This is a genomic window from Brachyspira hampsonii (assembly GCF_001746205.1).
GTDB lineage: Bacteria > Spirochaetota > Brachyspiria > Brachyspirales > Brachyspiraceae > Brachyspira > Brachyspira hampsonii_B.
The window spans coordinates 201963-217681 of record NZ_MDCO01000001.1 but is presented as its reverse complement, the minus strand read 5'-3'; the positions used below and the strand labels follow the sequence as shown (position 1 = coordinate 217681).

The 15719-nt window shown below is 26.4% G+C and carries 13 protein-coding genes; 10 read left to right on the top strand and 3 right to left on the bottom strand.

Annotated features, from left to right (window positions below):
• Positions 1–97: 97 nt before the first annotated feature.
• The 10 genes from BFL38_RS00975 to BFL38_RS00930 all read left to right on the top strand — a co-directional run bounded on the left by BFL38_RS00975 (position 98) and on the right by BFL38_RS00930 (position 10562).
• A complete protein-coding gene (locus BFL38_RS00975; RefSeq protein ID WP_069725301.1) occupies positions 98–658 on the top strand; it encodes a hypothetical protein in 561 nt (186 codons plus the stop codon).
• A gap of 187 nt (positions 659–845) precedes the next feature.
• Positions 846–3122 carry a heavy metal translocating P-type ATPase gene (locus tag BFL38_RS00970; RefSeq protein WP_069725300.1) on the top strand — a complete coding sequence of 759 codons (2277 nt, stop codon included), beginning with the start codon at positions 846–848 and terminating at the stop codon, positions 3120–3122.
• A gap of 401 nt (positions 3123–3523) precedes the next feature.
• Positions 3524–4186 carry a DUF4405 domain-containing protein gene (locus BFL38_RS00965; protein ID WP_069725299.1) on the top strand — a complete coding sequence of 221 codons (663 nt, stop codon included), beginning with the start codon at positions 3524–3526 and terminating at the stop codon, positions 4184–4186.
• A 263-nt stretch (positions 4187–4449) separates the two neighbouring features.
• Positions 4450–5502 carry a methionine ABC transporter ATP-binding protein gene (locus BFL38_RS00960; protein ID WP_069725298.1) on the top strand — a complete coding sequence of 351 codons (1053 nt, stop codon included), beginning with the start codon at positions 4450–4452 and terminating at the stop codon, positions 5500–5502.
• Positions 5483–6163 carry a methionine ABC transporter permease gene (locus BFL38_RS00955; RefSeq protein WP_069725297.1) on the top strand — a complete coding sequence of 227 codons (681 nt, stop codon included), beginning with the start codon at positions 5483–5485 and terminating at the stop codon, positions 6161–6163. Before BFL38_RS00960 ends, BFL38_RS00955 begins: the two co-directional genes overlap by 20 nt.
• Before the next feature lie 50 nt (positions 6164–6213).
• Positions 6214–7170, top strand: coding sequence for an L-lactate dehydrogenase (locus tag BFL38_RS00950; protein WP_069725296.1), 957 nt, complete (start codon positions 6214–6216; stop codon positions 7168–7170).
• A 96-nt stretch (positions 7171–7266) separates the two neighbouring features.
• Entirely contained in the window at positions 7267–8064 is a 798-nt protein-coding gene (locus BFL38_RS00945) for a MetQ/NlpA family ABC transporter substrate-binding protein (RefSeq protein ID WP_069725673.1), read from the top strand.
• A 20-nt stretch (positions 8065–8084) separates the two neighbouring features.
• Positions 8085–8873 carry a MetQ/NlpA family ABC transporter substrate-binding protein gene (locus BFL38_RS00940; protein ID WP_069725295.1) on the top strand — a complete coding sequence of 263 codons (789 nt, stop codon included), beginning with the start codon at positions 8085–8087 and terminating at the stop codon, positions 8871–8873.
• Between the two features lie 12 nt (positions 8874–8885).
• Entirely contained in the window at positions 8886–9668 is a 783-nt protein-coding gene (locus BFL38_RS00935; protein WP_069725294.1) for a MetQ/NlpA family ABC transporter substrate-binding protein, read from the top strand.
• Positions 9669–9746: 78 nt separating this feature from the next.
• Positions 9747–10562: a MetQ/NlpA family ABC transporter substrate-binding protein gene (locus BFL38_RS00930; RefSeq protein ID WP_069725293.1), complete on the top strand. Its 816-nt coding sequence runs from the start codon at positions 9747–9749 to the stop codon at positions 10560–10562.
• Between the two features lie 91 nt (positions 10563–10653).
• On the opposite strand, the gene BFL38_RS00925 is transcribed toward BFL38_RS00930, so the two are convergent.
• The 3 genes from BFL38_RS00925 to hisF form a co-directional block, all read right to left on the bottom strand.
• The gene (locus BFL38_RS00925; protein WP_069725292.1) at positions 10654–13752 is read right to left on the bottom strand and encodes a PD-(D/E)XK nuclease family protein; all 3099 of its coding nucleotides are present in this window, start codon (positions 13750–13752) and stop codon (positions 10654–10656) included.
• A gap of 372 nt (positions 13753–14124) precedes the next feature.
• Positions 14125–14505 carry a PepSY-like domain-containing protein gene (locus tag BFL38_RS00920; protein ID WP_069725291.1) on the bottom strand — a complete coding sequence of 127 codons (381 nt, stop codon included), beginning with the start codon at positions 14503–14505 and terminating at the stop codon, positions 14125–14127.
• Between the two features lie 411 nt (positions 14506–14916).
• A complete protein-coding gene (gene hisF / locus BFL38_RS00915) occupies positions 14917–15672 on the bottom strand; it encodes an imidazole glycerol phosphate synthase subunit HisF (RefSeq protein ID WP_069725290.1) in 756 nt (251 codons plus the stop codon).
• Positions 15673–15719: the final 47 nt, after the last annotated feature.

Below are 15719 nucleotides of genomic sequence, written 5' to 3'. Positions count from 1 at the left end.
TGTATGTAAATTAATTTTATTTTTATAGAATATTTCATATGAAATAAATTTTTTATATTTTTATATATAAAAATAACAAATAAAGGAAAAAATAAGAATGAAATTAAAAATACTTTTAATAGTTATTGTAATTTTATTTGCAGTATCATGTGCAAAGAATAACCCTTCAAATCCTACATATGCTGTAAGTAATACGCCTACAGGAAATGAAGAAAATAAATCTGCAGATAATGTAAATAGTAAAGAAACCTCTAATACTGATGAAGAAAATAGTTTAGATAACTACGGAGAAAAAACTGATTTACCTATTAATGATAATACAGTAATAGATGACGGTGCTTTAGAATATAAAGGAAAAGTAGAATATACAGTAGAAACATTAGATTCTTCATCTTTTACAAATCCTGAATATATAGATATATATGTAGATATTTACAATGATGAAAAGATGATATTAATATATACGCCTAATAGATTTAGGTTTGAAAATGTTTCTATTACAGGAAGTAAATATGAGGGAAATATGTCAGATGATAATGGTACATATACATTTTCAATGACAGTAAACAGAGATACAATTACAGATTTTAATTTTACAATATTAGGAAAACAGGAAAGATATTATATGAAATCTAACCAATTAGATGCCATTAAATAAATTATAAAGTTATTATCTAGAAAGGGGCGTTAAAAAGTATGCCTCTTTTTTTATATAAAAGTCAATATACCCATAGTCCCTACTTGAATTTTATTAAAAAATTATTATAATTATATTGTTAGATAATTGTAACATTTAATAAAAAATAGTAAAATAGGATATGTTTTTTATATAGGAGTATTTATATATGAAAATGACTTTAAAAATAGGAGGAATGCACTGTGCTGCTTGTTCTAGAGCAGTGGAGAGAGCATTAAAAAAGACTGAAGGCATTGATGATGCTAATGTTAATATAGCTACAGAAAAAGCAGTATTCAATTATGATGAAAAAAAACTAAAGTATGATGATATAGTGAATGTAGTTGTAAAGGCTGGATATCAGGTAGTAGGAAAGGAGGAAGATCCGGCTGAGAGAAAAGCTAAAGAGATAAAAGAGCAGAAAATAAGATTAATAGTATCTGCCATATTTTCTATACCGCTTTTTTATATATCAATGGCACCTATGGTGAGTATAGTAAAGTTTCCAATACCTAGTTTTTTGGTTCATCATGTCAATCCTCAGGTTTTTTCTATAGTCGCTATACTTTTATGCGTACCTGTTATGATATCAGGCTATAAGTTTTATACATTAGGTTACCCTGCACTTTTCAGAGGCTCCCCTAATATGGATTCGCTTGTAGCAATAGGTACAACTGCAGCATTTGTTTATAGTATATATTCTAGTATTTTAGCATTTATGGGGCTTAATCCTCATGGTGAAAACTTATATTATGAATCAGCTGCTGTTATAATTACATTGGTACAGTTTGGCAAGTATTTAGAGGCTAGAAGCAAAGGAAAAACAGGTGAGGCAATAAAAAAACTTATGGGACTTCAGCCGAAAACAGCAACTATAATAAAAGACGGAGAAGAGAAAGAGATAAAAATTTCTGAAGTAAAAGTTGATGATATAGTTTTGGTACGCCCAGGTGAGAAGATACCTGTTGACGGAGAGATTATAGAAGGATACAGCAGTGTAGATGAATCAATGCTTACAGGAGAGAGCATACCTGTTGAAAAAAGTGTAGGCGATAAGGTGGTTGGTGCTTCAATTAATAAAACAGGAAGTTTTAAGTTTAAGGCTCAGAAAGTAGGTTCTGATACGGCATTAGCTCAGATTATAAAATTAGTAGAAGATGCTCAAGGCTCAAAAGCTCCTATAGCACATATTGCCGATGTAGTGTCTTCATATTTTGTACCTGCTGTTATTACTATAGCTTTGATATCTGGTATAATTTGGTTTATAGCTTTGCATAATTTTGTATTCTCTTTAACTGTATTTGTGTCAGTATTAGTTATAGCTTGTCCTTGTGCTTTGGGGCTAGCTACTCCTACTGCTATAATGGTTGGTACAGGAAAAGGTGCTGAGCTTGGAATACTTTTTAAAAATGCTGAAGCGTTGGAAGTATCTCAAAAAATAAATGCTGTAATGTTTGATAAAACAGGTACTCTAACAGAGGGCAAACCTTATGTTACTGATATTATTTCTGATGATAAGGATAAACTTCTTTTAATAGCTGCAAGTGCTGAAAATGGAAGTGAACACCCATTAGGTGAGGCTATAGTAAGAGAGGCTAAAGAAAAAAATATTAAACTTCTTGATATAGAAAATTTTAAAGCTATAGCAGGTTTCGGTATAGAAGTATTCATTGATAATAAAAAAGTTTTGATGGGCAATGATAAACTTATGAATAAAGAAAATATAAATACGGAGAATTATCATTCATATATGGATAGCCTTTCAAAAGAGGGTAAAACCCCAATGTATGTTGCCTATGATAATAAACTTTTAGGTATTATAGCTTGTGCGGATAAATTAAAAAAAGAAAGCATTGATGCTATAAGAAGGCTTCATAAATTGGGTATAAAAACAGCTATGATAACAGGAGACAATAAAAATACAGCTAATTCGGTAGCAAAAGAAGCTGGTATTGATATAGTGTTTGCTGAAGTTCTTCCAGAAGAAAAATCAAAAGAGGTTAAAAAACTTCAGGACGAAGGAAACATTGTTGCTATGGTAGGAGACGGTATAAATGATGCTCCTGCTTTAACTCAGGCTAATGTAGGCATTGCTATAGGAAGCGGCACTGATGTTGCTATAGAAAGTGCTGATATAGTATTAGTAAAATCAAATACCAATGATGTAGTAACTGCAATAGAATTGAGCAAGGCCACTATGAGAGATATTAAACAGAATCTTTTTTGGGCTTTTTGCTACAATGTTATAGGTATACCGATAGCTGCGGGAGTTTTGCATGTATTTAGAGAGCCTTTAATAGCTTCTTCTATAGGAGATTTTTTAGTTGCTATTATGGGTAAGGATTTACTTTTGAATCCTATATTTGCAGCTCTTGCTATGAGTTTAAGCTCTGTATCAGTAGTTACTAATGCTTTAAGACTTAACTTTTTTAAACCAAGCAAATAGATTTTATTTTTATATACTAAGTTTTTCAATCATATATACTCAAAAGTACATAGAGATTTAATTTTTAATTTCTATGTACTTATTTTTTGTAATTTTAAAAACGTATGCAGTGTAAATACAATGAACAATAATAAGTTTTAATTCAAATTTTACTAAAAAAAGAATTTTATTTTAACATGCGTTAATTAATGCTAAAAAATTAAATAAAACTTGGGCGGGTGCTTTAATTTCTCATTGAGCAGTAAAATAAATGAAGGAATAACTTTTTTACACAAAAATTACAAAAAAATAAATATACAGAAACTTTTAACCATATAATTCGTCTAATAATCTAAATAGCATGCTATATATTATTTTACTTTTTAAAATAAACTGATTCTGCAATAGGGAGAAAATTATATATGAAAAATAAAATTAAAATATTTATAGATATAATAATGACTATTCTTTTTTTTGTTTTAATTGGCTATCGTTTTACAGGCCGTACCATGCATGAATATTTGGGATATTTAATTTTTATATTTTTTATACTTCATCATATACTGAATTTTCATTGGTATAAAAATCTAAATAAAGGAAAATATAGTTTAAATAGAATATTAAATACATTTATAAATTCTATGCTCTTTATATGTATGCTTGGATTAATTATAAGCGGAATATTATTTAATAGAAATGTAGTTGAATTTTTTAATCTTGAAGGCATTAAAGTATTTAATAAAAGACTGCATATAATTTGCTGTTATTGGGGACTTATATTAATGTCTTTACATTTGGGTATGCATTGGGGTATGTTTATAAATATGAGTAAGAAATTCATGAATATAAAAAAACAAATATATATGATAATGGGTTTATTAGTAGCTGTATATGGAGTAGTTTCATTTATAAAAAGAGGTATATATATTAGACTATTTTCAGTTACAAAAGTTCCTTCTTATGAAGAGGCTTTTATATTTTTCTTTATGGATCATATTGCTGTGATGGGACTTTTCATATTTATTACTTATTACTTGCATAGATTAAGCAGCAAATTAAATAAGATTAATACACAGAAAGAATAATAATTTTTATTAGCAGTAATAAAAAATAATAAGTTTATAATAAAGTGCGGTAATATGTAATTAAGGTTTAAAGCTTAATTTACATGACACACCCTTTATCTTTAATATTTTACTATAAAATTTTTATTTTAATTTTTTTTAATGCCTATAGTAGAAATATTAGCACCCGCCCGAGTTTTTTTATTACTATTGACAGATATATTTAAAAATATATAATTTATAATATTTCGATAAATTGAATAATCTAATTTTCAGGATAATAGATGATAGTTTTGGAAAATGTTAGTAAGGTATTTAAAACAGCCAAAAATAAACAGCTTAATGCTGTTAATAATGTATCTTTAAAAATAAACAAAGGTGAGATATACGGAATAATAGGTTTTTCAGGAGCTGGAAAATCAACTTTAGTAAGATGCATAAACTTATTAGAAAGACCTACATCAGGAAAAGTATATGTAGATGAAGAGGAATTAACATCTTTAAAACCCAAAGAACTTAGAGAAAAAAGAAAAAAAATGGGTATGATATTTCAGCAGTTTAATTTGTTTAGTTCAAGGACAGTATTTAAAAATGTTGCATATCCTTTAAGATACAGAGGGCTTTCAAAAGAAGAAATAGAAAAAAAAGTAATGTCTTTGCTTGAGCTTGTAGATATAAAAGAAAAGGCTAATGTTTATCCTTCGCAATTAAGCGGCGGACAAAAACAAAGAGTTGCAATTGCAAGAGCTTTGGCTAATGATCCGCAGATACTTTTATGCGATGAGGCAACTAGTGCTTTGGATCCGCAGACGACTTCTTCTATATTAAAATTATTAAAAAAGTTAAATGAAGGTTTAGGAATTACTATAGTTGTAATAACGCATGAAATGAATGTAGTTAAGGAACTTTGTCATAGAGTTGCGGTTATGAATAAAGGAAGTCTAATAGAAGAAGGAGATATATTTGAAGTATTTTCTCATCCAAAAAATCAAATTACGCAGGAGTTTATAGATACTACTTCAAATCTTTCAAAAATATATACGCTTGTTGAAGAAAAGGATAAGATTACAAATATTAAAGCCGGAGAATGTATAGTAAGATTAAAATACAAAAAAGATAGTGTAGGAGAGGCTTTAGTTTCTCATGTATCCAGAAAATTTAATGTGGATGTTAATATAATATTTGGGAATGTAGAGCTTATAGATGATAGTTTGCTTGGAGGCTTGGTAGTAATACTTCATGAAAAAGAAAAAGGCGGTATTACTAATACTATAAAGTTCTTTCAAGAGCAAAATGTTGATACGGAGGTAATAAAAGATGCTAGATATGATGAATAATTTAATGCCTAATGTTATGGCAGATTTACCTAGACTTTATCAAAGCATAATACAAACATTTGTAATGCTTTTTTATTCAGGGATAATATCATTTTTTGCGGGCGGTTTTTTAGGCGTACTTTTAATAGTTACTAAAAGATTTGGAATAATGGAGAATATATTAGTATATGAGGTTCTTAGTAAATTAATTAACTTTTTCAGAGCGATACCATTTATAATACTTCTTGCAATGCTTGTACCTCTTACAAGATTTATAATGGGTACTGCTATAGGGGTAAAAGGTGCTATTATACCTTTAATATTCGGAACAGTTCCTTTCTTTGCAAGACAGATAGAAAGTGCTTTAGCTGAAGTGAATCCGGGTTTGGTAGAAGCGGCACAGTCTATGGGATCATCACCTATAGCAATTATTTTTAGAGTATATTTAAAAGAAAGTATAGCTCCTATAGCAAGAGGTACTACTATAACGGCAATTAGTTTAATAGGTCTTACTGCTATGGCTGGAGCTGTAGGTGCCGGCGGACTTGGAACTTATGCTATACAATCCGGATACTATAGAAATAAATTAGATATTATATATGTGTCTGTAATACTTCTTGTAATACTTGTAGGTATTATACAGGCTGTAGGAAATTTCATTGTAAAAAAAGCTACACATTGATAAAAATTATTATGATATAAAAAATTATTTAATATTAAGAGGAATTATTTATGGAAACTTTATTAAAAAGAAGAAAAGCTGTATTAATAGGAGCAGGACATGTGGGTTCTCATGCCGGATATGCATTAGCTTCTCAGGGTTTAGTTGAAGAAATAGTTTATATTGATATAGATGAGAAAAAAGCATTTGCTCAGGCTTTGGATATATTTGATGCTGCAGTGTATCTTCCTCATAGAGTAGAAGTTAAAGCAGGAAATTATAAAGATATAGATGATGCGGATATAATGGCGGTATGTGCAGGACCTTTGCCTACTATCAATCAAACTAGAATGGATACTTTAGGCTCTACAATAGAGGTTATGAAAGATATAATAGAGAAAATAAAAAAGACTAAGTTTAACGGCATAATAATAAATATATCTAATCCTGCTGATGTTATTACTCATTATTTACAAAACAAATTGAATTATGATCCTAAGAGAATAATATCTACAAGCACAACATTAGATTCGGCAAGGTTAAGAAGGGCTATATCAGAAGCAATTAATATTGATCAGAAATCTATATATGCTTATGCTTTAGGAGAGCATGGAGAAAGCCAAATGGTAGCATGGTCAGCTGTAACTATAGCAGGAAAACCTTTATTTGAGCTTATGAAAGAAAAAGAAAAATATTCATGTCTTGATTTGAAAGAATTAGCTAATAAAGGAAGAAGAGGCGGATGGGATGTTTTAGAAGGTAAAGGCTCTACAGAGTTTGGAATAGGTACTGCTTTAGCTGAAGTTGCTCGGGCAATACTTTGCGATGAACATAGGGTGCTTCCTGTTTCTGTATACTTGAATGGTGAATATGGTCAGAATGATGTTTATGCTTCTGTTCCTGCAGTGCTTGGAAGAAACGGAGTTGAGGAGATAATTGAGCTTAAAATGAATGATGAAGAGAAAAAATTATTTTCTGAATCTTGCAATGTTATGAAAAAGAATTATGAGTTGGCTTTGAATATGTAATAATATTTATTAGCGATTATAGTATTATTATATGTTCAATTATAATTAAATAATTTTTTAACAGAATTATATTAAAATGATAATGCTATGAAAAATATGAAAAAAATAATTTTACTTTTTACTTTTATATTTTCTGTTTCATGTTCTAATGCAGATAAAAATGTTAATATTGTAAAAGTGGGATATATAGGAGAATCTGATAAAGTTATTTGGCAGGAAGTTATGAAAAAAGTTTCTAATGATAATATAGAGATAGAATTAATTTCTTATATAGACTATTTTTCTCCTAATAAAGACTTGAATGACGGAAAAATAGATTTAAATAATTTTCAGCATTATGCTTTTTTTAATCATGAATTGGAATCTAAAGGATATGAACTAACTGCTATAGCAGATACATGTATTGCAGCTATGAATATATATTCTTATAATATAACAAATATTAATCAGATTAAGGAACATGATAAAATAGTTATACCAGATGATGATTCTAATAGAGGCAGAGCTTTAAAAGTGTTAGAGGCGGCTGGTATTATCAAATTAAAAGACCGATACAAGCAAAATCCTACTATAGATGATATAAAAGAAAATAAGTTAAAGGTGAATATAATTGAAGTTGATGCTGGAAGTATATATAGTTTGCTTTCTGACATAACATGTGCGGTTATTAATAGTAATTTTGCTTTAAGTTTTGGGCTTAATCCTTACACGGACTCTATATTTAAAGATAATCCTAGTAATTATGCTGATAAAAACTATGTAAATATTATAGCTGTGAGGACTGAGGATAAAGATAATGAAATATATAAAAAAATAGTAAAAGCATATCAGTCTGATGAAGTTAAAGAAATATATGATAAAAATTTTAATGGTATATATATATCAGTTTGGTGATTTTATAAGTTGGAGGAAATATGAAATATTTATTAAAGTTTTTTTTATTAATGAATATAATTTCCTGTGAAAGTTCTAATACTGAAGTTGTAAAAGTAGGACATATTGGCGAGTTTGATTATGATATATGGCAGCAAATAAATGAAGAGTTAAAGATAGAGAATGCTAGATTGGAACTTATATATTTTGAAGATTATGATATTTTGAATAAAATGCTGAACGATGGAGAGATCGATTTGAATTCTTTTCAAAATTATATTTATTTTGTTAATGAGACTAATAGATATAATTATGATCTTTATGTTATTGGAAGAACTTTTGTAGCTCCTATGAATATATATTCAAAATTTCTTACAAATATTAATCAAATATCATCAAATGCCAAAATAGCTGTTCCTGATGATGAAGTAAATTTATCAAGGGCATTACAGATATTAAGATCTGCAAATATTATTAAACTTGAAAGGTCGGATAAAAAATTTTATAAAATATCTAATATTACAGAAAATAATTTAAATATTCAATTTATTCCTATGGATGCAAATATCATTTATTATAATCTTGACAATGTAGATGCGGCAGTTATAAACTATGGTTTTATTTCAGATCATGTAGGTTATAATATTATATATTATGATGATGTATCTAAATATTCACATAGCGGTATGATGTCTTATGCTAATTTGATTGTATGCAGAGAAAAAGATAAAGATTATAATCTTTACAAGTTTATATCAGAAAGCTACAGACAGAAAATGAGAAAGAATATAGAGAGTAATGCCTCAAATGGTCTTATTATGGCTGATTAAGGATATATGAACATGAAAAAAGTATTATTTATTTTATTATTATTTATTGTTTCTTGTAATTCTAAAAAAGAGAATATAGTAAAGATAGGATATATAGGCGAGTTTGATATAGATATATGGGAATATGTATCCAATGAAATGAAAGAACAAAATATCATTTTAGAATTAATACAGTTTTCTGATTATTCTGTAATAAATAAGGCATTAAACGGCAGACATATAGATTTGAATCATTTTCAAAATTATGATTATTTTGTTAATGAAACAAATAAAAATGATTATTACTTAAGTATAATAGATAAAACTTTTATTGCTTCTATGAATATGTATTCAGAAAATTTAACTAATTTATCTCAATTGCATCTTCATTCTAAAATAGCAGTTCCGAAAGATGAAGTAAATTTATCAAGAGCTTTAAAAATATTGGAATCTATTGGTATAATAAAATTAATGAGAAAGAATAATATTAATTATCATTTTACCACAAATGATATAGTAGAAAATTATTTACAATTAGACTTTGAAGCTATAGATGCAAATAATGTTTATTCTGTTATATCATCTGTTGATGTGGCCTTTATTAATTTCAATCTTAGTTTTGATGTTGAGGATGCAAATATTTTATATTATGATGATCCTAGTAAGTATAATTCTGATATGTATATTAATTTAATGGCGGCTAGATTGGAAGATGAAAATAATAGTGTTTATAAAACTATAGCTGATTCTTATAAAAAAAGGATTAAAGAGCTTGTTGAATCAGGAAAATTGCAGGGAATTATCATTAATTATTAGAACTTTTTATTGAAATTATTCAAAAAATAATATAATCTAAACATACTAATTTATTTAAAATTTAATAGAGGAGCGAAAATGAAAAAAATTTTATTATTGGTATCATCAGTTATACTGTCATTAATGATATTATCATGCACAAATAATTCTTCTGGTGATCAAAAGGTGGTTAAAGTTGGTTTTGCTGGAGAGTCTGATTACCAAATTTGGAATCCTATAGTAGCTAAATTAGCTGAAGAAGGAATAAAAGTAGAGTTAGTATCTTTCTCTGATTATACTATACCAAATCAGGCTTTAAATGACGGAGAAATTGATTTGAATGCTTTTCAGCATTATGCATACTTTAATGATGAAGTATCAAATAAAGGATATGATTTAACTGCTATTGCAGATACTTATATATCTGCTATGAATATTTATTCTACTAATATTACAGATGTAAAAGAATTAAAAAACGGAGATAAAATAGCTATACCTAATGATCCTTCTAATGGAGGAAGAGCTTTAAAAGTTCTTCAGGCGGCAGGAATTATTAAAGTAAGACCTGAGGCAGGAGATACTCCTAGTGTAAGCGATATAATAGAAAATCCTTTGAATATTGAAATAGTAGAAATGGATGCCGGTGCTATTTATGGTGTTCTTCCTGATGTTGCTTGTGCTGTTATAAATGGAAACTATGCTATAGATTTTGGTTTGAATCCGGGTTCTGATTATATATTTAAAGATGACCCTTCTATTTACAGCGGAAAATCTTTTGTTAATTTAATAGCTGCAAGAACTAAAGATAAAGATAATGAATTATACAAAAAAGTTGTAGAAACTTATCAATCTGATATAGTAGAAAAAGTTTATAATGAAAACTTTTTAGGTTCTTATCTTCCTACTTGGAAATAATAATTAAAAATATTTAAATAATATGAAAGCATGAGATATCAATAAATCTCATGCTTTTTTAATATATAATTATTATTTTTTGATTTAAATATTATAATGAGTATTCATCATTATCTTTTTTATAAGCATTCTCACAATAAGGAGCATTATAACAGTTTATGCAATTTGTACTATTTGCTATATAAACTAATTCCCCTTCTAAAATTTTATTAAATATCTCGTCAAAATAATCTTTCAAATTATATTCACTGTCAATATAGCCGCATATAGATAAAAGCATATCTCTGTCATTATACATCTGATTTATTTTCTGCGATTCATTGATAATATCTTTTTCTCTATATACCGTAAAAACTACTTCGCAATGCTTTATTTTTTCTGATATATTTTTTTGTATATATTGATTGAGTATATATTTTAAATATAAAATAGGCTGCAAATATATTCTTATAGTTTCTCTTATAATATCTTTTTGAGTTTCTCCTTTCGCTTCCTCTATTTTATATCTTGACTTGTAATCAACAATTCTTATTCCATTTATATTCTTATGCTCTTTATCAGAGTAGCTTAAATCTATTCTATCAACTATGCCTTTTATTTTTATAGATAGCTCTTTATTTTTATATATAATAAAATCTTCTTTACTTCCTATGTATCTTTCAAAATATGTAGGTATATAAAAACAGCCTTCATCTTCTTCTTTTAATTTGTTATTGATGATTTCTTTTTTTATAAAATATGACATAACATTTAGGGCTTCTTCTCTTATAACATTATAATCAAATTTATATTCTAATAAGTATTTTTCTTCTAAGTCCTTTGAGGAATACATATTTATTAATTCATCTATATGATTATCCACAACCTGATTTGCTATATTGCAGTAATTATTAAATTCGCTTTCTATTAAGCGGCATCCTTCATCGGAATATTGATTTTTTACTTCTTGATAGAAATCCTGAAAGAATTTATGATATGCTCTTCCTCTATCCATGTAATTTACACCTTGTATTTTAGATTCTACAGATTCTTTTGAGTACAATCTTGAATAGAAGAATTTGGCAGGACATTCCATTATAGCCTGCAAAGTTGTAACAGATATTTTTTCTTTTAAAATATTTAAAAAGAAATTTTTTATATCTTCTTTATTATTAAAATCATGATGCATATTTTTATTATGCTTATGATAAACTGTATCTATAATATTTTCTGCATTATCTATTTTATAAGCTATAGTATTATATAAAAATAAACTCATAAGATTTTCTTTATCTGTATGTATATTATCTTCTCTTTGTATATATTCTTTTCTGTATATAAGTCCGTTTTTCTCTAAATTTTCAAATTTAAAATCCTCATTATATAACTCTCTGTATATATTCTCTAAATAATAAAATGGAATCTCTAAATTACCTTTTTCATCTTTAAATCTGAATGAGAAATAAATATTACTATCTTCATAGCAGCCTGATAATATATTTAAAAATAAAGCATAATGAATATCTGATAAATAACTTTGTGTATTAAAAACTATTTTTTTATTTTTTTTATTTATATACTCTCTTAATTTAGCACTTATAAAAAATGTATTAGGTCTTATTTTGATAAAATCATTATTCATTCCTAATATAAATATATGTTTTAATTTTAATCCCCTAGCATCATATAAATTACTTACTGTAAGAGTGATATCTTTATTTTCATCTTCGCCTATAGATTTGTCTCTTAAAATTGTATTTAAAGCGGCATGAAAATCAAAATGGCTTATTTCCTGATTCTCTATATTATCAAGTTTTTCTGTATATGCTATTTCTAGTATAAGATTAATAAATAAAGCTAATGCCTCATTATCTCTATAGAAATATTCATTCTTATTATTATCGTCTGTATTTTCTATATTTCCCACATCTAAAAATTTTAAAATATTTATATATGCAAGCCCTATTTCTTTATAACTTTTCTTTGATACCAGATTATTCAATAAATCCAAAAAATCTACTATTGATTTTGAAGCATCATTATATTCAAATTTTTTAGAAATCTTATTTTTAAAATCTTTGAAAGACATTTTTGAAAATATTTCTATAGAGTTATAATCTTCATAAGAATATATTAAATCTCTTATATTATAAGGATTGATGCCGTTAAGTTTTATATATGAGCTTGATAATATTTTTATTAAAGCATCTGCATCTATTTCGCCATTATATTTATCTAATATTAAAAATATTGAAGTGAGTACAGGTATTATAGGTACTTTCCATATAAAGTTAGCTCTTCTTTCATTAAATTTTATTTGGCATTCTTTTAATCTATTTGAAACAATATCGCTGTATAACTGAATATCTGAAAATATTATTCCTATATCATAGGGATTAACTCCATTTTCTATCAATTTAATTATCTCATCAATGACTGTATCAGCTTCCTGTTTGGCCCCGAATCCGGATATGAACTTTATTTTGTTTTTATATTTATTTATATCCTTATTTTCTCCCAGCAGTGCTTTTGCTAGATTTGAATTTTTATTTACTTCAAAATTATCAATACCTTGATAGAATGATTTATAATTATTAAAATGTTTTTCCATATTATAAGGCATTATAACTTTGATAGTTTTATTATAATGTTTTTTTATAGATTCAAGAAATATCAAATGTAAAGGCGGTATTTTTTCAAAATTATAAATTGTTATAGATTCATAAGTATTTAAAAATTCTAATTCTTTATTTTCTATAGATTTTATAAAAAGCTCGAAAATATCAAATTCATCTAACAAATTATTTTCTTTATTGTATTCTTTATATAGATTTATTATTTCATTTATATCTTTAAGATTATCATATTCATCTAATTTAAATCCGTAGAATTTAGCTAATGTTATTTCTTCTATTAGTTTATATAAAGTGTATGCCAATTCATAAGTTGTATTTTGTTTTGATATTAGGGCTTCTTTATTTTTTGTTTTATATTGGAATAATATATTATGAATATTGATTATTGCTATTGACTCATCTATATCCTGAACATTATGTTCTATTCTATAATTTTCAAAAAATATTTCTTTGCTGCTTTTATAGTATTGATGCAGAGTTTGATAATTAGTTATATCCAAGGTATATTTTTTGAAATTATTTTTTAGATAATTATTCTTTGCTTTATAGTTAGGAAATAAAAATAATTCTTGCATATATATGTATCTCTTTTTTATTTAATTATACTTGAATGAATGTATTTTTTGTCAAAATAAGTTTTATTTATTTTGATGCTTTTTCCAACGCACGGTAAAAAGGCTTTTATTTATAGTTTAAATTATGATTTTGGATTAGCATATATTTTAAATATTATTCTGCGTGCGGGTATACATGTTTTAAAATTAAAAAAAACTTGGGCGGGTGCTAATAAATTCTAATTATACAATAAAAAAACAAAAAACTTTGATTGCAGATTTAAATAATAAGGCTAGAGGGCGGGGGATGTAATTAGGTTTAAAAATTAAAAGGCATGAATATATAAATATTCAAGCCTTTATTTATATTTAGGAGATACAAAATAATAAAAGTTATGCCATTATTAATTGTCCGTTATTTCTTATGCGTATTTCTAAAGAATTAGTTAATCTTATTTTGTAGAATTCTATTCTTTTACTTACTTCAAAAATATAAGCATTATTATATTTTTTCATTATGTTTTTTATTTTACCTGCTATATTTTTTGGCAGTATATTTTCAGATAATTTATCATCGCTGCTTATATAATTCCAAGTTCCATTTTTGTCAAAATTGATATAAATTCCATTATTTAATTTTATCTCATATTGTTCTTTTCTTATGTCAATATAAACTATTTTAGCTTTGCTGTAATTAGAAGCAATAAATCTTCTAATATTTTCAGGTAATTTACTAGGAGTAATTTTAATAAAAAGGTTTAAGCTGTTAGTCATAATATATCTCCTTACTTAGTATTGTAAAATATCTTTACATTTATAATTATAGCAGAATGTAAAAATTAAGCAATATTTATTTACAAATAATTTACACTAAATTTACAAAACATATATATGTTTGCTAGTTATTAATACATGTAATACATAAATAAGCTATATATGACAGATTAATGTAAAATATATTTACAAATATTATAAAATTACCTGTAAATATAGGATTTTACTATGAAAATTAGAAATAAATTGGAAATTTTGATTAAAATCTGTAATTTGTTATAAGAGAAAATAAAAAATTTTATTTACATACCCCGCCCCTTATATTTCTTAATTCATTTAGAAAATTATATTTAAATTTTCTTAAATGCTTAATTAGAATTTATAAGCACCCGCCCAAGTTTTTATTAAAATTTAAAGTCTTACTTTAATATTATTCTTATGAAGATATTCTTTCAATTCTTTAATATCTATTTCTTTAAAATGAAATATAGAAGCAGCCAATCCGGCATCAACACCTTTAACTTGAAATACATCTTTGAAATGCTCCATATTTCCTGCTCCGCCTGAAGCTATTAAAGGTATGGAAACATTATCAGCTATTTCCTTAAGTAATTCTATATCAAAACCATTTTTTACTCCGTCAGTATCAATACTATTTATTACAAGCTCTCCTGCCCCATTTTTCTCACCCTTTATAGCCCATTCAATAGCATCAATTCCTGTATCTTCTCTGCCTCCTTTAGAAAATACAGAATATTTTCCATTAACTCTTTTTATATCTATAGAAAGTACAACACATTGATTACCATATTTTTCAGCAGCCTCTCTTATTAAATCAGGATTCTTTATAGCACCGGAATTTACACTCACTTTATCAGCTCCGGATTTTAAAACCATATCAAAATCTTTTATAGTATTTATTCCTCCTCCAACTGTGAGAGGTATAAATATTTCATTTGCCACTTTCTCAAGCACATTGACAAATAATTTTCTTCCTTCATAAGAAGCAGTAATATCATAAAACACAAGTTCATCAGCTAAAGAGTTATTATAATATTTAGCAAGTTCTACAGGATCATTTACATCTTTTAATCCTTCAAAATTAGTACCTTTTACAACTCTGCCATTTCTTACATCCAAGCATGGAATTATTCTTTTTGTTATCATATAAAAACACCTAATTTAATTTATGAAATTATATAGCAAAAAATATA